At 61.2% G+C, this 18135-nt stretch carries 10 protein-coding genes and 1 tRNA gene; 3 read left to right on the top strand and 8 right to left on the bottom strand.

Annotation, left to right across the window (positions count from 1 at the left end; genetic code table 11):
* Positions 1–8: 8 nt before the first annotated feature.
* A complete protein-coding gene (locus BG023_RS13755; RefSeq protein ID WP_150122888.1) occupies positions 9–1313 on the bottom strand; it encodes a hypothetical protein in 1305 nt (434 codons plus the stop codon).
* 86 nt (positions 1314–1399) lie between these two features.
* Complete coding sequence (locus tag BG023_RS13750) at positions 1400–4540, bottom strand: TonB-dependent receptor (RefSeq protein ID WP_083234715.1); 3141 nt, start codon at positions 4538–4540, stop codon at positions 1400–1402.
* 388 nt (positions 4541–4928) lie between these two features.
* Here BG023_RS13750 and BG023_RS13745 point away from each other — a divergent pair, with 388 nt between their 5' ends.
* Together BG023_RS13745 and BG023_RS13740 are read left to right on the top strand one after the other, a co-directional pair.
* The gene (locus BG023_RS13745; RefSeq protein WP_069310940.1) at positions 4929–8363 is read left to right on the top strand and encodes a glycoside hydrolase family 2 protein; all 3435 of its coding nucleotides are present in this window, start codon (positions 4929–4931) and stop codon (positions 8361–8363) included.
* The gene (locus BG023_RS13740) at positions 8329–9315 is read left to right on the top strand and encodes an ROK family protein (protein WP_335673838.1); all 987 of its coding nucleotides are present in this window, start codon (positions 8329–8331) and stop codon (positions 9313–9315) included. The genes BG023_RS13745 and BG023_RS13740 overlap by 35 nt, the downstream gene beginning before the upstream one ends.
* Positions 9316–9323: 8 nt before the next feature.
* On the opposite strand, the gene BG023_RS13735 is transcribed toward BG023_RS13740, so the two are convergent.
* The 4 genes from BG023_RS13735 to BG023_RS13720 all read right to left on the bottom strand — a co-directional run bounded on the left by BG023_RS13735 (position 9324) and on the right by BG023_RS13720 (position 14488).
* The gene (locus tag BG023_RS13735) at positions 9324–10556 is read right to left on the bottom strand and encodes an ROK family transcriptional regulator (RefSeq protein WP_069310939.1); all 1233 of its coding nucleotides are present in this window, start codon (positions 10554–10556) and stop codon (positions 9324–9326) included.
* Positions 10557–10656: 100 nt separating this feature from the next.
* The gene (locus tag BG023_RS13730; protein WP_069310938.1) at positions 10657–12276 is read right to left on the bottom strand and encodes a sulfatase family protein; all 1620 of its coding nucleotides are present in this window, start codon (positions 12274–12276) and stop codon (positions 10657–10659) included.
* Positions 12277–12320: 44 nt separating this feature from the next.
* Entirely contained in the window at positions 12321–13139 is an 819-nt protein-coding gene (locus BG023_RS13725) for a class I mannose-6-phosphate isomerase (RefSeq protein ID WP_069310937.1), read from the bottom strand.
* Between the two features lie 11 nt (positions 13140–13150).
* On the bottom strand, positions 13151–14488 hold the full coding sequence (locus tag BG023_RS13720) for a sugar MFS transporter (RefSeq protein WP_083234714.1): 1338 nt from the start codon (positions 14486–14488) through the stop codon (positions 13151–13153).
* A 278-nt stretch (positions 14489–14766) separates the two neighbouring features.
* Between BG023_RS13720 and BG023_RS13715 the strand changes: the two genes are divergently transcribed.
* Positions 14767–15801, top strand: coding sequence for a formylglycine-generating enzyme family protein (locus BG023_RS13715; protein WP_257784913.1), 1035 nt, complete (start codon positions 14767–14769; stop codon positions 15799–15801).
* A 148-nt stretch (positions 15802–15949) separates the two neighbouring features.
* On the opposite strand, the gene BG023_RS13710 is transcribed toward BG023_RS13715, so the two are convergent.
* Both BG023_RS13710 and sppA read right to left on the bottom strand, forming a co-directional pair.
* A tRNA-Val gene (locus tag BG023_RS13710) sits at positions 15950–16024 on the bottom strand.
* Positions 16025–16128: 104 nt separating this feature from the next.
* Complete coding sequence (gene sppA, locus BG023_RS13705) at positions 16129–18027, bottom strand: signal peptide peptidase SppA (protein WP_069310935.1); 1899 nt, start codon at positions 18025–18027, stop codon at positions 16129–16131.
* Positions 18028–18135 lie beyond the last annotated feature (108 nt).

Below are 18135 nucleotides of genomic sequence, written 5' to 3'. Positions count from 1 at the left end.
GATCGCCGTCAGCCCGCAGGTGCTTCACCCAGCGCCTGCATCTTTTCGAAGCCAAGCCCATTGAGCACCTGCAACGCCTTTTTTTCAAAGGCTTCGCGCGAAGGCGGCGCTCCGGTGTCGCGGCACGACTGCGCGACGAAGCCCTGCATTGTCTGGAAGTATTGCTGATGAAGGTGATAGAGCGCCCGTTTGCGCCCGCTCTCATCAATCAGCGACATTTCCTTGGAAGTGCCGTCCTCGGCGTACTCGTTGTTGTACATCTGCCAGATCAGCGCAAAGGGCAGCTCCAGCTCGATTGCGACTTGCATTACGAAGCGGCTTTTCATGTATTGCTGCTTCACGGTCAGCGGCTTGGACTTGTCGGCGTGATAACCGTATTCGCCGATGAAAACCCGCCGCGCAAAGAGCAGGCCCGGCTTTGGCGCCAGTTGCCCTTCGAGATAGGCGAGGGTCTGGGTCAGTGGCTGACGGATCGATTCCAGATCGGGCTTGGGCGATGCCTTGATCGCTTCGTAGGCGGAATAGGACACTAGATCGGGATTGACCTCCCTCAGCACACTATGGGCGATGCTGGGGCGGCCCTCCACCGCCTTCTTGACGAGATTGGCCTCGATGTAGTGATATACCCCGACATCCGTGTGCGGCACGGCGGCCCTGGCATTGTCGACAGCCAGCTGGCGGATCTTCATCCACGCGATCATGCCGTCAACCGCGGTTGGCGAAGGATCGAGTTCGCGGTTCTGGCGGCCCAGCAGCAGCCAGTCGCCCTCCCAGTTCCCGAGCATGAAGACCTTGCCGGTGCCGGAGTAGCGTTCCAGCAGCCATGCCGTCAGGGCATACATTTCGTCGTAGTATTGGCGCGCCTCGGTCATATTGACCCCGTCGCGCCAGTTGGCACCCGTGAAGGAGTGGACCCACGCCTGATAGTAGGTGAAGTCTTTGTCGAGCGCTTGCTGGATAGCGGGCGAGGCCTGCAAATACTCCAGCGTGGACCTGGCCTTGCGGGCGGCTTCCTGCGAACCGTAATTCGGCGCGGCCCCTTGCGCGAGCGAGATCTTGAGCAGGTTCGAGCCCATGCCCCTGACATTCTCGGCCTGCTCGATCAGACGGTTGCCTTTGGTGTGCTGGTACGGGCCGCCAATCGCCTGAGTGCCGAGGATATAATTGTAGCCGCGTGCGGCAGCTTCAGGGGATGCGGCACAGCTGGCTTCGGCTTGCGCCCTAGCTGGGTGGCTCGTTACTGCCACTGCGAGCACTATCGCAAAGCCTAACCGTCCGGCGATGCAGCGGGTCTCAAATGCCCGCAATGTCACTGCGTTTCTCCGTTCTTCATGGGAGCGACGCTGCTCCGGGCGGGCCTTCGCCTGCCTGATGGCAGTGATGGTCCGCCCGCGAGACATCAGAAGCTCACGGCAACGCCGACGTTGAACCTGCGACCAGCTAGCGAGACGTAGTTCACGAGCTGCTCGTACTTGAGGTAACGGAACGTTCCGGTGTTCGTCAGGTTCACGGCATCGAGAGTGAAGCGCAGGTTGCGGTTCACATTGACGCGCGCCGCGAAGTCGAGCTGTCCGCGTGCTGCTTCGATTTCCGGCAGGGCCTCAGGCCGGGCAAAGCCGAGCTGCACAATCTCACGCCGAGTGAAGGCGGACCGCCAATTGTAAGCGAGCCGCAGGTTGATCTTCTTGTCGTCGTAGAAGGCGCCGGCATTGTAGGTGTACTTCGACAAGCCCCGTCGACCGATCGGATCGCCTTCCTGATCGCGAAGGTCGCTTGTCTCGTCGATATAGGTGAAGTTGCCCGTTATCCCCAAGTGCCGCAGCAAGCCCGGCAGATAGGTGAAGGCATGGGCCGCGCCCAGTTCGATACCCTTAAGCTTTGTGCCGCCGAAATTGCCAAAGGTGGTGACCGAGAACACCTCGCCGTTGATATCACGGGACGTGGGCACCGGATCGCGGAAAATCGTGGTGTCGATGTTCTTAATGAAGGCCGCGACCGACAGATAGCTGCCCTTGTCGTAATACCATTCGAGCGAGGTGTCGAAGTTGTCCGAGTGGACCGGATTGAGGAACGGATTGCCCGCCACCCCGAAGCCGGCGAAATCAGGATCGACGTCGGATCGGGTTAGTTCCAGTCCCGGCGAGATCTGCGTCAGCGCCGGGCGCCCCAGCGTGCGCGAATAGGCGACGCGGGCAACGAGGTCTTTGGACAGACCGAAATTGACGTTCGCCGAGGGCAGCCAGTCGTCATATGTGTTGTTAAAGGTGACAATGCTGTAGCTGGTGGGCGTACCCGGATTGATCAGATAGCCCGACGAGGTTGTCTTGGTCTCGACATAGCGAAGGCCGACATTGCCAAACATCGCCACGCTGCCCAGATCAGTACGGAAATTGGCGCGCAGATATCCCGCCATGGTCTGCTCGGTGACGCGGAAGCGTTCGTCTTCCACTTCGTAGAACCCGGAGCCCGCCGCCGGGTCTACAGCGCGGATGTCAAACAGGTTGAAGTAGTTCGCGACACCGGTCACATCACACCCGGCGGTCGATCCGAAGGTCATCGGGAGATTGCCGCCGTAACGCGCGAGAATGTCGGGATTGCCGGCCGTGGTCAGACATGAGCTGAGGAAGGTTGCGGTTGCCGCGGCACCTGGATCAGTGGTGTTGGCCGGGTTGAGCGGCACGGCCCAGATGTTGATCGACTGCACCGGATCGCGCACGCCCTGCCCAAGGACGGCGGTCACGCCGCCCCCTTCGTTGGGGTTTTCATACCGAGCGCGCTCAAAGCTGCGCTCGGCCCAACGGAAACCAGCCTGGAAGGATTCGAAGAAGCCCATGTCAGGCTCCCACGTCGCATCAAAGCGGATGGAGTCGTCGGTGTTCTCGGTATCGGCCGCATTGCGTTGGAATTGCCGATAACGGTAGCGGCGGTAGCTGAGATCGCCCGGGTTGAGGGTGACCAGGTTGGCCTCGTCCACCACTGAATTGACCCCGTAGGCCGACGACGGGAACGGGTTTTCGTAGAAGGTGACGAGTGGTATCAGGTTGTCGCCGCGCTGATAGTCGACGAAATTGTAGAAATCCTGGTTGTTGAAGCGCGGATTGGTGCCGCCCTGTTGTTCGATGCTGGCGCTGAGCTGACCGAAATCGAGCGTGTTAGCCGTTCCGCGCGAGGTCGTGGCCTTGGCATGAAGGGTCAGGCTGTCAGTCGCGTCCCACGTCGCCTCGGCCGAGAACTGTTGCGATTCCCGTGCGATCTCGTTGATCGAAGGCGCAGCGCCAACGCGGGTGGTGAACGACGCCAGCCGGCCGCCGGTGAGGACATAGACATCGCCGAACCCAGCCGAGGTACCCAGCTGCTCAAAAGTTGCACCAGGGCCGCCGACCAGAATCCCCGAACGGGGGATGTTCGAGACGATGTTCATGTTCGCCCCGGTCAGACTCTCGTTTAGATCGGTCAGCACCGCATCAAAGCGGATATCGAGATTGGACGCGGGCTTCCATTGCAGCGTGCCGTTGAACGATTTGCGGGTATCGTCGCGCACGCGCTCGGACACGCCGAAGGCGCCGGGAATGTAGTAAACATCGTTGGCGTCGCTCAGCCCGTCCCCGTTGGGATCGTCAACGGCATAGCGATACGGATTGGGCCGCGATCCGCCACCGGTGGCATTGGGAATCGTGGCGAGCTGGAAGAAGTTGTAGTTGAGCGCGGTCTGGTTCGTGCCCTGGCTGGGCGGTGCATCGACATTGCCGATCCGGCGCGTCCAGATGCCCGGCGCGTCGATCACCTCGTTGCCGCCATAGACATAGGCGTAGCTCGCAATCTCCTTGTAACCGAGATTAACGATCACACCGAAATCGCCAAGCGGCGTATCGAGAAACTTCTTTTGCAAAAAGAGGTTGCCGTCCTGGCGATTGATATCACCGACCTCGGCGCGCTTTGCAGTGCCCGAAAGGTTGAGGATCAAATCACGTTTGCCGGAAAGCGGCGCGCGGGTTTGAAGATTGATCGTCCCGCCAAGCGAGCCTTCGATCTGATCCGCCGTCAGCGCCTTGAGAATCTCGACACCAGCGAACAGCTCGGCCGGAAGGTCCTGGAAGTTGACGCTGCGGTCATTGCCGTTGCTGAGGTCGACATCGCCTGTGCCCGAGGCAATGGCACCATTTACGGTGACGTTATTCTCCGAAAGGCCCCGGACCTGGACCTGCCGGCCCTCGCCGTCGTTGCCGCGATTGACCTGCACGCCTGTGATGCGCTGGAGTGCTTCGGAAATGTTATCGTTGGCAAGCTGGCCGATGTCCTCGGCATTGATGACATCCTTGATCTCTGATGCTCGGCGTTTGTCGTCGATTGCGCTTTCGATTGACTGACGCACACCCGACACGACGATGACGTTGTCAGTCGCAGCATCTGCAACCTCGGCAGCCGGCGTTTCCGGGCTCTGAGGAGCGCTGTCCTGCGCTGATGCTGCTGAGCATGCGAGGCCCAAGGCGCCTGCGACTAGGGCCAGCTTTGAGCCCGACGCGACTAGATGCTGCTTCATGTTTTCACTCCCCCAGCCATTTTAGGCTCTCTCGACATCTATTTTTTGTTGAAGGCTGCCGAGCCCTATCGGTCGATGCGCCAAACCCGGATCAAATGATCCAGCGTGCATTCTGACCGCGTCCTCTTTACCCCTCGACCTGGAGACTACACCGACATAATGGCTTTAGTAAAGAAATTTGTTTCATTTAAACTGAAGGCACTTGACGCCTGACCTGTCGGTTCGAGCCCGGCCTCGAGAAACTCATAAAGATGGACGGGTGAATCTAGGCAAATTGGCCGACCAGGGTGTGTGGCAATCCATTGTCACTTGACCTCAGGTGACAACTATACCTAAAATGGTTTTCATAAATGATGGCGGGTATCGACTCGTTGAGGGGAGGAAATCGATGGTCTGGCTGCGCAAGGCTCTTGCCTTCCTGCTCGTGCTTGGCGCCCTGGCGGCTCCGGTCACCAGTGCCAGCGCTCAGGCAGCAACAGCAGGTGTCATTCTTGCTGGCCCACTCAATGCAGTCTTTCCGCCGGCAGGTAATGCCATCCGCAAAGACTTTCCCGTTGCTGTAGATCCGCAGTCTACCTGGACGATCAAGAGCTGGGTCCGGATCGATTTGCCGTCGGATGGCGCACGAACGGTCCTTTCTCTTATCGACCAAGGCGGCAACGCTGTGGTCGACGTGGGTATTCGTTCCGGTCGGATTTTCGCTGAAAGCGCGGCTGGAAGGGCCGTGTCTTCCGTGCATGGAAAGCCGGGTGAATGGTTGCTGGTCACCCTTACGGCGGACAGCACTGGTCTTGCCCTGCAAGTCAGCGGGGAACGAGTTGTCAGGTCGCGTTTTCAGCCCAGCGCGGCGGCAGTTGCTGTGATCATGGCGCCGCGCGCTGAAGGCAAGGATGTGTTCCGCGGGGCGATCGCCAGTCTGACGATGTGGCAGGGTAATCCGCCGCTAGTGGCGCGCACGGATTGGCGCAAGCCAGATGAGCGGCTGATCCAGTTTGAAACCGGCAGCCCGACCTGGCCACTACAGACCAAGCAGACCATGGGACTGGCATCGCCGCAGGATCCCGCGAGCCTGCCGGTCAGTCGCGCGCCAGATGCGAAAGGGCCTCCGGCTGCCAAGCCTGCACCAACTGCCGCTCTGACGCCTGCGGGTGAAGGGCGCTGGGTGGTCGGTGCATGGAGACTTGCGGCCGCACCGGATGTGAGCACGGCGCCCGCAACAATTTCCCGACCCGACTTCGATGCTAGCGGCTGGTTGCCTGCCATTGTGCCGGGCACCATCCTCGCGACCTATGTCGCCAACGGGGTCTATGCCGACCCGGCTTACGGCCTCAACAACCTGCTTATTCCCGAAAGCCTGAACCAGCAGGACTACTGGCTGCGTGCCGAATTCGAACGTCCCGATGGCGGCCAACGGGAACTGCAGGCATTGGAATTCCTCGGCATCAACTATGCCGCCGAAATTTGGGTCAATGGCGAGCGGCTCGGCATGACCGAGGGCGCGTTCATCCGCGGCCGCTTTGTGTTACCGGCGCGCTTCCAGACCGGACAGCGCATTGCGGTCGCCGTCCGAGTCTTGCCCCCGCCGCATCCGGATCTGCCGCATGAGGAATCGCTCACCGCAGGTCCTGGTCAGAACGGGGGGGCGATGGCGATCGACGGCCCCACCTTCAGTGCGAGTCAGGGCTGGGACTGGATCCCGAGCGTGCGCGACCGCAATACCGGCGTGTGGCAGGAGGTTGTGCTCGAGGCGACCGGCGATGCTCGGATCGGCGATCCGCATGTGCGCACGGTGCTGCCGAATCCTGATAATTCACTGGCTGAACTGACCATCGAAGTTCCGGTCATCAATGATGCGGACTCCGAACGCGCGGTCGAAATCGAGGCGCGCTTCGGCGATGTTACCTTGCGCCAGACCGCAACCCTTGCCCCGATGGCAAATTCAACGGTTCGTTTTGCGCCCGATAGATTCGCACAGCTGCGCCTGCGCAACCCGAAGCTTTGGTGGCCGAACGGCTATGGTGAGCCCGTGCTGCATACCCTCGTTCTGACCGCGCGCGTCGATGGGGCCGTTAGCGACACCCGTGACATCCGCTTCGGCATTCGCGAGATCAGCTACGAGCTGTCGCTGGTCGATTCTGCCGAGGAATTGCAGCGTGTCGCGGTCGCGCCGGCGCGCAGCATGGGTGAGCAGCTGCTCGATGTTGCGCACAAGGGTATCCGCAAGGTGCCCGGCGGTTGGGCCGTTTCGCTGGCGCGCGATGTGGCAGGGTCCCCCGCGCTCGCTCCGGTCGCGGATAACGCTCTCGCGCCGCACTTACTGATCCGAGTCAATGGCGTGCCGATCGCGGTGCGCGGGGGCAACTGGGGCATGGACGACTGGATGAAACGCGTTACGCGCGAACGGATGGAGCCTTTTTTCCGGCTCCACCGCGATGCCAACGTCAACACCATTCGCAACTGGATGGGTCAGAGTACCGAGCGCGTGTTTTTCGATCTTGCCGATGAATACGGCCTGCTGGTCCTCAACGACTTCTGGATTTCGACCCAGGATCACAATGGCGAACCGGGCGATACTGCGCTGTTCCTAGCCAATGCCGCCGACACGATCAGCCAGTTTCGGCATCACCCCTCGATCGCGCTGTGGATCGGACGCAACGAAGGTGTCCCGCCTCCCATGCTCAATACAGGACTTGAGAAGCTGGTGCGCGAGATCGATGGCACCCGCGCATACCTGCCCAATTCACGCGAGGTGAACATGGCCGGAAGCGGCCCGTGGAACTACCAGCCGCCGGAAGCCTATTTCACTCGAATCGGGCGAGGATTCTCCACTGAGGTCGGCACGCCATCCTTCCCGACGCTGGAAACCTTCAGGACGATGATGCCGGCTGAGGACCAGTGGCCGATCAGCGACACTTGGGCCTATCACGACTGGCACCAGGGCAAGGCCGGTGATGTCGCAAGCTTCATGAAGGCGATGCAGAACCGCCTAGGTGCTGCAAGCGATCTGGTCGATTTCGAGAACAAGGCGCAGCTTCTGAACTACGAAGCCCACCGAGCCATCTTCGAAGGCATGAATGCAGGCCTGTTCACACGCAACAGCGGTCGTCTGCTGTGGATGACCCATCCCGCTTGGCCGAGCACGACGTGGCAGATCTATAGCTATGACTACGACACGCACGCTGCCTTCTTCGGATCGAAGAAAGGATCGGAGCCGGTTCACGTGCAGATAAACCTGCCGGAACACTCTGTGGCGGTGGTCAATAGTCTTGGCGATGCGATTGGCGCGGGCAAGGTACGGGTCCGCAACTACGCCTTCGACGGGCGGTTGCTCGATGACCGCATGATCGCCGCTAAAGTCGCGGCCTACGCGGTTGCCGAAATTGGCGCTGCTGTGCCCGATACGCTTTTTAACGGCACCCCAGTGGTGATCACGAAGCTTGAACTGTTCGACAAGGATGATCGCCTGCTGAGCGAGAACCTCTACTGGCTTGCCCGCGAACCTTCAGGCTATCGCGCGATGGACACGATGAAGGCGGCAAACGTAAGCGTGTCCGCCAAGCAAACGGCACATGCCGACGAACACGAAATCGTGGCGACGCTGTCTAACGCGAGCGCTCATCCGGCCCTGCTGGTGAAGCTATCGTTGCTCGATGCAGCGGGCGAGCGGGTGCTGCCGGCATATTGGAGCGACAATTACGTGTCCTTGCTGCCGGGCGAAATGCGCAGCGTGACGATCCGGTCGCCGAAGTCCGCATCAAGGCCGCATACGATCAGCGTGCGGGGCTGGAATGTCGAGGCGAGGACATCGCAAGTGGCGGAATGAGAGCGATTCAACGGTGGGGGTGGTGATGGCGACTTCAATACTGGCTGGTGTCGAACTGGGGGGAACCAAGTGCGTTTGCGTGCTTGCAACCCCGACGGGCGAAATCCTCGCACAGGAGCGGGTCGATACGCTCGCGCCAGATGTCACCCTGCCGCAGATTAAGGCGATCCTGCACCAGTGGTTCGAAACCCGCCGCGACATTTCTGCGCTCGGCATCGCCTCGTTCGGGCCGGTGGATGTGGACAAGGCTTCGCCGGGGTGGGGCAAGATCGGGCAGACCCCGAAGGCGGGCTGGACCGGCGTCGACATCGTGCAGGAACTCAGCGCAGGCCTCGGCGTGCCGGCGGTGCTCGATACCGACGTGAACGGCGCAGCTCTGGCGGAAATGCGCTGGGGCGCGGCTGTCGGCCTTGCCGACTTTGCCTATGTCACCATTGGCACGGGAGTGGGCGTGGGACTGATCGTCGACGGTGCGCCGATCTGCGGGTTCGGCCATGCTGAGCTGGGTCATATGCGTATCCCGCGCGTGGCAGGCGATACCTGGCCGGGATCCTGTCCCTATCACGGCGACTGTGTTGAGGGGCTGGCTGCCGGCCCTTCTATCATCAGTCGTTCGGGTATGCGCGCCAGCCTGATTGCGACCGATGATCCGATCTGGACCCTCGTCGGTCATGCTATAGCGCAAATGCTACACAACATCGTGCTGAGCGCGACCCCGCGGCGGATATTCCTGGGCGGTGGTGTGATTACCGCGCAGCCGCAGCTCTTTCCGATCATACGGCGCGAATTGCAGGCGAGCCTGAACGGCTATGTCAGCTCACCCGAGCTCGATCGCATCGAAGAATATATCACCCCGCCGGGGCTCGGCACGCTGGCAGGCCCTCTCGGCCCGATCGCACTTGCCGCAGCGCTTGCCGGACAGGCAACCCGGCGCCCTGCCGCAGTTGCTTGAGCCTGCTATCAGGCGTCGATCTTCATTAGCGCTGTGCGGTTGGGCAGGAAACGGCTGGAGAATGGCAGGATAGCCGCGCCTATCGCCGCTGCGTCCTCAGAAAGCTCGGCACGGCGGATTGGCGCACGCGCCGGCAGCGACGCTCCGCGGTGCCGGAAGTTCAGCGCAAGTCGGTCGCAGAGTTGATCGACTAACGTAGTCGGCAGTCGCCCACCAATGAAGATCGCGGCAGGGTCGATGACCGCATTGATGACCATCATCGGTTCAGTCAGCAGATCGGCCGCCTTGTCGATCCACTGGCTCGCGGCTTCGCTCTGTGCGCCACTGAGCTGGTCCAGCGGGCCGGGATCAGGAAATCCGGTCTCGGCAAGGTGACTATAAAGGCCTGACAGGGAAGCTACATCTTGCAAGACGACCGGATTACGCCGCGTCCGACCGATCGGCAAGAAGCCGATTTCGCCGCTTCGGCCGGACGAACCGGTGACGGAGTGGCCGTCGATCACCAAGCCTCCGCCCAGCCCGGCGTTGACCAGCAGGTAAAAGAAGGTCTGTGCGACCCTCCCGTGTCCGAATTGAAGCTCGCCGATGGCCGCGGCGGTTGCGTCGTTCTCTATAGTGACTTCGAGGCCGTGCATTCCCAGTAATTGCTTCAGGTCAACGGTTTCCCAGATGGCGAATTCACTCGGACGGTGGGGCAGGTCGACCCCGCCGAAATCGTCCGGAATGGCCACACCGATGCCGGCAATCCGACCCATGTCGATCACGCCAGCCGCGCGTATCGATTCGAGGTTCCTGCTGACGAAATCCCGCACCTGGTCGGGCATCGGGAACTGGATGTTCTCGACGATCCGAAGCCGCAGCTCGCCCAGGAAATCGAGCGCAACCATCGTCATGTGATCGCGGTCGATATTGACGCCGATTGAGAATGCCCCGTCAGGATTGATCGCAAGTTTAAGCGCGGGTTGGCCGCGTTCACCCCGCCGCCGTCCTGCTTCAATGATCAGACCATCAGCAAACAACTTGCGGGCGATGTTGGTGATCGAGGGCGGGGTAAGCCCGGTGATTTCGGCCAGTTCGACCTTGGTTACCGGCGCATTGAGCCGAATTGCCTGCAACGTCACTCGCTGGTTGTGCGAGCTGCCGCGCTCGAGGTTGGTACCAGACAGGCCGGAGCTGAGCAGGTTCACCCGGTCGCGCGCAGAAAAACCGACGCCTGAAGCCTTGCGTTCGGTTGTCGACATTGGTGCGCTTTCTCCAGTTCCGGGCCGGCGTATCCTACGACGGCTCTAGTCGCCTGGCCTCGTTAGTGCAATTTTTCGCAATTGCCGAGACGGTCCTATCTTAATGCGGGGCAGGCTTTCCGCCCTCGGACTTCATCCCGTTTCTCAAATCACCTTCTGTCCCGTCGCGCAGCCAGCGATCGGGAAAGCTTCCCGGTCCCGAACCGTTCCGGTTCCGCAGAACCGATCCTTCGTCTGTCCGCTCGGTAAAGGTCACGCTCGATCGTTCCTGCTGCGGATCAAGCCCGGCAAACAGGTCCGCACGCATTTTCCTGACCACCGGCCGTAGTTTGGGATCGGCGATCAGGTTTTTCATCTCCTTGGGATCTTCTTGGAGGTCGTAAAGCTCCTCGGTGTCCCAGATGCCGTGATACTGGATATACTTATAGCGATCGCCGCGCAGCGCGAAGGTCGTGGGGGTCTGGGGGTAATTGTATTCCCAGTAATATTCGTAATTGAGTGAGGTCCGCCACGGCCCATCGAACGGGCGGCCCAGCAACAGATCGGCGTAACTCATACCGTCGAAACGGACGCCCTGAGGCGCCTTTACGCCGGCGAGCGCCAGGAAGGTCGGAGCAATGTCGATATTGGCAACGATCTGGTTGACCACACGCCCCTTTGGCATGCCGCCGCCAAAGGCGATCAGCGGCACACGCATCGATTCCTCATAGGCGCTCCGCTTGTCGATCATCCCGTGTTCGCCAAACATGAAGCCATTGTCGCCCATCATCACCACGATGGTGTTCTTGAGCATTCCCTTCTTCTGCAGCGTCGCGATGATTTCACCGATGCCTTCGTCCACCGAGGAGAGCGTCTGGTTATAGCGTAGCTTGAAATCGATCACGTCCATCGTTGAGTGATAAGGGAATTCGACCCCGTGCCAGGAATTGCGCTGATCCTTGGTCCAGCGTGGCTTGTCGGCGTAATTTTCCGGCGTATCGGCCATGCTGTCGGGCAGCTTGATCGCGTCCCGGCTGAGCGTGCCTTCGTGACGCTTCGCCGGGATGAAGTCGGCGTGCACTGCCTTGTGGCTGAGATAAAGGAAGAAGGGCTTGTCGTTGCGCTGCTTCCTGAGGAAGTCGAGCGCGTAACTGTTGAGCTCATCGGTGATGTAGCCTTGGCGTTCCACGCGTTTGCCATCGACATTGAGAGTATGGCGCGGGCCGCCCTTGCCGTCATCGGGCAGATATTCGCCCTGGCCTTTGAAACTGATCCAGCGGTCGAACCCCGGCTGGGGATCATCGCTGTGGCCGCCCATGTGCCATTTGCCGATGAAAGCGGTGCGGTAGCCTGCGGCTTGCAGGGCCATCGGGAAGAAGAAAGCCCCGGGACGGAACTTGATGTTGTTATCGGCGATGCCGTGGTTGTGCATATATTGCCCGGTGAGGATCGAGGCCCGGCTCGGGCTGCACAGCGCAGTGGTGACGAAGGCGTTGGGAAAATACACGCCTTCGCGTGCGATCCGGTCCATGTTCGGGGTATTCAAGGCCGGATCGAGGAAGCCCATCGCGTCGAAGCGCTGGTCATCGTTGAGGATGAAAATTATGTTGGGCTGGGGGCGCGGCTTGCTCGCTTGCGCCACCGCAGTCTCCGGCATGGCGCTTACCGAAAGGGCAATCATCGCAACCGCGAAGCCGGCAAAGGCCGTCCTGCAAAGCGAGCGAATTCCGGTCATAGCCATCCTCTACCTCTTTCCTGCGGCGGGCGTGTTGCAGCCCGTAATTCTCATGCCTGCGCGTCTCTTCCATATGCGATAAGCATTGCGCCACCGGCTTCCAAAATCACATCGACTGCCGCATCGGCCAGCCATACCGTTCCCGGCACGAGTTCCGTCCCATCGGCCATGCAAACCGACGCAATCGGCATGAGCCAAACCGGAATGGAAGAGCTGGCCGCAATGTGATGATCGTATGGTCCCCGCAGACGTTCGATCACGAATTTGGGGGCCTCGATAAGCACTTCGCGCGACGGACCTACCGCGCGGATCGGATGGTGCGCGAATGGCCCGGCCACCGAAGCGGCGATGCCATCGTCGAGATGTAGCGGGCGAGGGCGACCATAGTCGTAAAGCCGGTAGGTCAGATCGACATTCTGTTGGATCTCGAGCAGCGAGAGCCCCGCGCCAATCGCATGGACTGTGCCTGCGGGAACGTAGAAAAAGTCGTCCGGCTTGACCGGATGCCAGACCATCAGCTCCTCGATACTGCCATCAAGCGCGGCGGCGCGAAGCTGTTCGGGCGAGAGGTCGTGCGTGAAGCCTGCACCGATAGTGGCACCGGGTTCGACGGAGAGCACGTACCACGCCTCCTCCTTGCCCCGCACATGGCCGCTCGCGCGCGCCTGTTCGTCATTGGGATGAACCTGGATCGAGAGCTTCTCGGAAGTAAAAAGACGCTTCACCAAGAGGCTCGCCGCTGCCTCATCGGCAAACCAGACTTCGCCGATCGGTTCTTCCGACCTTGCAGCCTCGCCATAGATGGCGGGGATCGCAGTCTGACCCCAGACCTTCTCGACCGCTTGCCCCTGAAGTTGCCGGATAGCCATTGTTCTGCTCCTCAGTGTCCAGCCGACGAAGCGGCCGACCCGGTGCGAAGCACCGCGGCGCGGCGGGCAGCGAGCCCAAAGCCCAGCAGAACCACATAACATGCCGCCGGAACGACGAAGGCTGTCGCGTAACTGGTCGCTCCCGATGCCAGCCCGACCAACAGTGGCACCGCTGCACCGCCGACGATCGAGAAACACAGGAACCCCGAGGTGGCCTCCTCGCTTGCGCTCGACCGTTCGAGCGTCAGCGTAAAAATCACCGGGAACATGATCGAATTGAACAGCCCGATCCCAAGCGCCGCATATCCCGCCACCGATCCGCCGACGCCGGCGACGAACAGGCAGATGGCCCCTGCCGCCCCTGCGAAAGCGGCTAACAGTGTCGTCGCTGGAACGCGTGTCAGCAGCGCCGACCCGATCAGCCGCCCAATCATCGCTCCGCCCCAATAGAGGCTAACCATCTTGCCAGCCTGCTCAAGCGATATTCCCAGCACATCGTCGCTATTGAGGAACAACGCCATCTGTGTGCCAATCGCGACTTCTGCTCCGACATAAAGAAAGATCGCTCCGCCGCCGAGCAGCGCCCAGTGCGAGGAGGCCGCCTCGGCCAGAATCGCGAAGACCGAGCGCTGGTCGCCATCGGATGACGCATCGGGCATGGCACGGGTAATCAGGCCGCGGGCAAACCAGATGAACAACGCCAAAAGCGTAATGAGCACCGCGATCCACAGGAAGGCTGCATCAATCCCGGTCAATGCAGCATCACGCACCGCCGCCGTAATCGCCACACCCTCTTTGACCTCAACCCCCTTCAGGAACAGCAGGGCACCGAGGTAGGGACCAATAAAGGTACCTAGACTATTGAACGCTTGGCTGAGAGTGAGACGGAAGTGGCTGCGCTCGGGTCGCCCCAGCACCGCCGCAAGCGGATTGGCGGCGACCTGCAGGATGGTGATCCCGCTCGCGAGAATGAACAGCCCCAGCAGCACGAGCCCGTAGATCGCAAGATTGGCAGCCAGCAGCATCAGCATACAGCCAGCGATCATCGTGACGAGCGCGATAAGAACTGTTGCCACCGACTTGCGGCGCGCCAGCAGCGCTGCGGCAGGCAGGCTCATCACACCATAAGCGATGAAAAAGGCCGACGCGCTCAGTTGCGCCTCGAAGTCGGAGAGGCTGAAAATTCCTTTTACCGCTGCGACCAACGGGTCGATAAGCGAAGTGATGAAGCCCCAGGCGAAGAACAACGTAGTGACCGACGCAAAGGCGAACTGCGTGCTGGCCGAAGCCGGCACGCTGCTGCTCGCGGCTGACCCCAAAGAATCGCCCGACGGCTTGTTGCTTTCCATCCCATGTCCCCCTCATCGGTCCTGTTCTCCGCTTGGATATCGCCGGCGGGGCAGTCCTGTTTATGGGCGGGATGATAGCGTGCATAGCATCCCTGTAAAGAAAATTGTTTTATGTAATGTGGAATAGTCTCTGTCATCGAGCGCGATTGTGAATTGCGCTATCTTGGCGCATGTTTATGAAAATCATTTGTTCTAAAACGTCAGTCGGCAGGCGGTTTTGAGGAGAGGGAGCTGATATGAGGCACTGGCAGAGGAAGCTTCCCTTGCAGCTCAATCAGGTGCGTGCCCTCTCGGGGGTCGCAAGCCCACAAATCGGCGGACTGCTAATACTTGCCTTGGTCTTTGCCGCTTGTGGCGGGACCCAGAATGATCCACTTCCACCGCAGTCGGCTGCCGACTTCGCCTCTGCGACTACCTGTCCATCCCCCCCTTCCCAACCTGTCTACATCAAGGGCGGCACATTCGTCATGGGCAGCAGCGAAGTCTATGCCGAGGAGGGGCCGCCGCGCGAAACGCAGGTGCAGGACTTCTGGATCGATCCGCACGAGGTGACCAACCGCCAGTTTGCGCAATTCGTGGCAGCAACCGATTATGTCACGGTCGCTGAAAAACCCGTCGATCCGGCGCAGTTCGGCGTGCCCGTCGAACAAATCCCCGCCTACATGCTTGAGCCAGGCTCGGCTGTATTTACCCCGCCTGATCGCCCATCGCGCAACTATGCCGACTGGTGGGATTATGTGCCCGGTGCCAACTGGAGAAAGCCCTATGGCCCGTCAGGGCCTGACGCCGTCCCCGATCAACCGGTGGTGCATCTCGCGTGGGACGACATGCAAGCCTATGCGACATGGCGCCGCGGGCGGCTGCCGAGCGAGGCCGAATGGGAGTATGCCGCCAGCGCAGGCGCTTCCAAATATGTCGAGCAGCCGGATCCTGCCCGCGCCAACAGCTGGCAGGGCGTGTTTCCTGTCGTCAACGACGCCAAGGACGGATTCAAGGGCATCGCGCCGGTCGGATGCTTTAAGCCCAATGCCTTCGGGCTATACGACATGGTCGGTAATGTCTGGGAAGTGACGGCTGACTTCTATCGCCCCGGCCATGACCCGGCCGGGCGGGACAATCCGCGCGGGCCGAGCGAGAATGATGCCTACGATCCGCTCAATCCCGGTTTCACCAGCAGAGTGATGAAGGGCGGAAGCTACCTGTGCGCACCGAACTATTGCCGCCGTTATCGCCCGGAAAGCCGTCAGGGTCGCGATCCGGGCATGGGAGCATCGAATGTCGGATTCCGGCTGGCCTATGACAAAGGGCCGTGAGGGGCTAGAAGCAAAATCTTGGCCTAACTGGTCGGGCTTTCTGGCGATCGCCAGAGATTGACTGCGGCAAGGGAGGCAGCTTTTCGCCGCGGTCTAGACCAGATCATTCAACAGAACTGGCACCATCTTTCCCTTGGAATTGAAAAGATGGTGGGCGCGACAGGGATTGAACCTGTGACCCCACCCGTGTGAAGGGTGTGCTCTACCGCTGAGCTACGCGCCCGTCCGAACTGGCCTTATGGCAGGGACAGACGCGCGCCTTTAATGCGGCCTCACCCCCTTGGCAAGCACTGCGGCAGGAGGGCGTGCAAATTCTTGGAAGGCGGCTCAGCGTAGCGCCAGCCACGCCAGCCAACCGGGCAGTTGGCCCTCGCGCATGAGGCTCGCAGGCCGTGCGCGAGACGGTGCCACGCCGGGGCAGGTGAGGCAGACGGCCTGCACGCCGCGCACGCCCAGCAGGCGTTCGGCATCGCGGGTCATGCGGGTCATCAGATCATCGTTGCGGCGCGCGGTGAGGGCGAAGATATCGCCACTCAGTGCGGCACTTGCCTCGCCCGCCCGGTCGGTCAGCAGCTGGCGAATGAGCGAATCATAATTGTCCATCTGCTCGCCGAGATAGACCGCATGCCATTCGCCATCCTTGGCCCCCGCTTTGGCGGCGGCCCATGCCAGCGCGTCCTCAAGCCCGCCAAATTCGTCCACCAGACCGATCTGGCGCGCCGTGCCGCCGTCCCATACGCGGCCGCCGCCAATCGCATCGACCCGTTCGACCGGCATCCGCCGCCCGCGCGAGACCAGCGCGAGGAAATCCTTGTAGGTTCCGGCGATCGTGCTTTGCATGATCGCGTCCATCTCCGGCGAGAAGCCGCCGATGAAGTCTGGCTGGCCAGAGAGCGGCGTGGTGCGGAAACCATCGGCATTGACGCCAATGCGCGCGGCCGTCTTCTCGAAGGTCGGCACGACGGCAAACACACCGATCGATCCGGTGATTGTCTCCGGCTGAGCGAAGATCCGGTCGCTCGACATCGACACCCAGTATCCGCCGCTCGCTGCGACGTTGCCGAACGAGACCGCGACCGGGATCTTGCGATCGCGGTAACGCTGGATGGCGCGGCGAATTTCCTCGGACGCGGTCACCGAGCCGCCGGGTGAATCGACCCGCACCACAAGTGCGCCAAGATCATCATCGAGCGCTTCGTCGAGCACGTCGGCGATCCGCTTGCCTCCGGCGACGCCCGGCCCGGCTTCACCATCGACGATTTCCCCGGCAATCGTGATGACACCGATTGCCTTGCCAGCCCGGCTCTGCCCGGCATCGGCGAGATAGGCCGTGAGGTCACTCGAGGCGAATGCACCGGGTTTATTGCTCCACGGATCTTCGCCCGCCATTTCCGCCACGCGGGCACCGAACTGGGCGCGGTCGCCCAGCTTGTCGACCAGCCCGCCTTCCAGCGCAGCCTTTGCCAGATCGCCGCCGGACGCGTTGATCCAGCCGACCGGATCGCTCGTGACACGGGTGACAGCCAGTTTCGGGCGGGCCTTCTTGACGTTGGCCTGCCATTCTTCCCACAGCGCGCCATAAAGCCCGCCGACGTTCTGGCGGGCCTCATCCGACATCGAACTGCGTGAATAGGGTTCGACGGCCGACTTGAAGTCACCTGCGCGGTAGATGCGGGCGTTGACGCTGAGCTTTTCGAGCAGGCCCGCGTAATAGAGATTGCTGCCGCCCGGGCCGGATATGATGGCCAGGCCTTGCGGATCGAGCCACACTTCGCTGGCGTGCGAGGACAGCAGCAAGTGATCATCGGCATAGGCCAGCGCGTAGGTGAGCACCGGTTTCTTGGCCTTGCGCACCCGCTCCATCGCTTCGCCAATTTCGGTGAGATGCACCTGTCCGCCGCCAAGGAAGGTGGTCAGATCGAACACGACCGCCCTCACGCGGTCGTCAGTCGCTGCAGCATCAAGCGCGCGGATGATATCGCGGGCGCGGTATTCCTGCACCGGCGCTGTGCCGGACAGAAGTGCGGAAATCGGATCGACGAGGGACTTTTCCTCGACCACCGTCCCGTCAAGCTCGATCAGCAGCGCGCCATCGCGCACTTTGCCGGAGTTGGGGCGAGCCGAAAGGATGCCGAACAGCGCAACGAAGAACAGCAGCATGAACAGGAGCACGAGCCCGTCCTTGATGCCGACCAGCACCTTCCACACCTTGCCCACGAAACTCATCCAGACATCCCTTCTTGCCCTGGCCCAGCGATCTGTTGAGCCGATCTAGGGGCTTTGCACCGCAACTTCTATCGGAAAGCTTACGCCATGGGTTGAGCGACGGATGAG

This window comes from Porphyrobacter sp. LM 6, assembly GCF_001720465.1.
GTDB lineage: Bacteria > Pseudomonadota > Alphaproteobacteria > Sphingomonadales > Sphingomonadaceae > Erythrobacter.
The sequence above is the reverse complement of the archived record's forward strand: the minus strand, read 5'-3'. Positions and strand labels throughout refer to the sequence as shown.

What these genes read in the sequence shown, in the direction of transcription:
- BG023_RS13750 (WP_083234715.1), bottom strand. Translation starts at nt 4,540, where the DNA reads ATGAAGCAGCATCTAGTCGCGTCGGGCTCAAAGCTGGCCCTAGTCGCA.
- BG023_RS13745 (WP_069310940.1), top strand. Translation starts at nt 4,929, where the DNA reads ATGGTCTGGCTGCGCAAGGCTCTTGCCTTCCTGCTCGTGCTTGGCGCC.
- BG023_RS13740 (WP_335673838.1), top strand. Translation starts at nt 8,329, where the DNA reads ATGTCGAGGCGAGGACATCGCAAGTGGCGGAATGAGAGCGATTCAACG.
- BG023_RS13735 (WP_069310939.1), bottom strand. Translation starts at nt 10,556, where the DNA reads ATGTCGACAACCGAACGCAAGGCTTCAGGCGTCGGTTTTTCTGCGCGC.
- BG023_RS13730 (WP_069310938.1), bottom strand. Translation starts at nt 12,276, where the DNA reads ATGGCTATGACCGGAATTCGCTCGCTTTGCAGGACGGCCTTTGCCGGC.
- BG023_RS13725 (WP_069310937.1), bottom strand. Translation starts at nt 13,139, where the DNA reads ATGGCTATCCGGCAACTTCAGGGGCAAGCGGTCGAGAAGGTCTGGGGT.
- BG023_RS13720 (WP_083234714.1), bottom strand. Translation starts at nt 14,488, where the DNA reads ATGGAAAGCAACAAGCCGTCGGGCGATTCTTTGGGGTCAGCCGCGAGC.
- sppA (WP_069310935.1), bottom strand. Translation starts at nt 18,027, where the DNA reads ATGAGTTTCGTGGGCAAGGTGTGGAAGGTGCTGGTCGGCATCAAGGAC.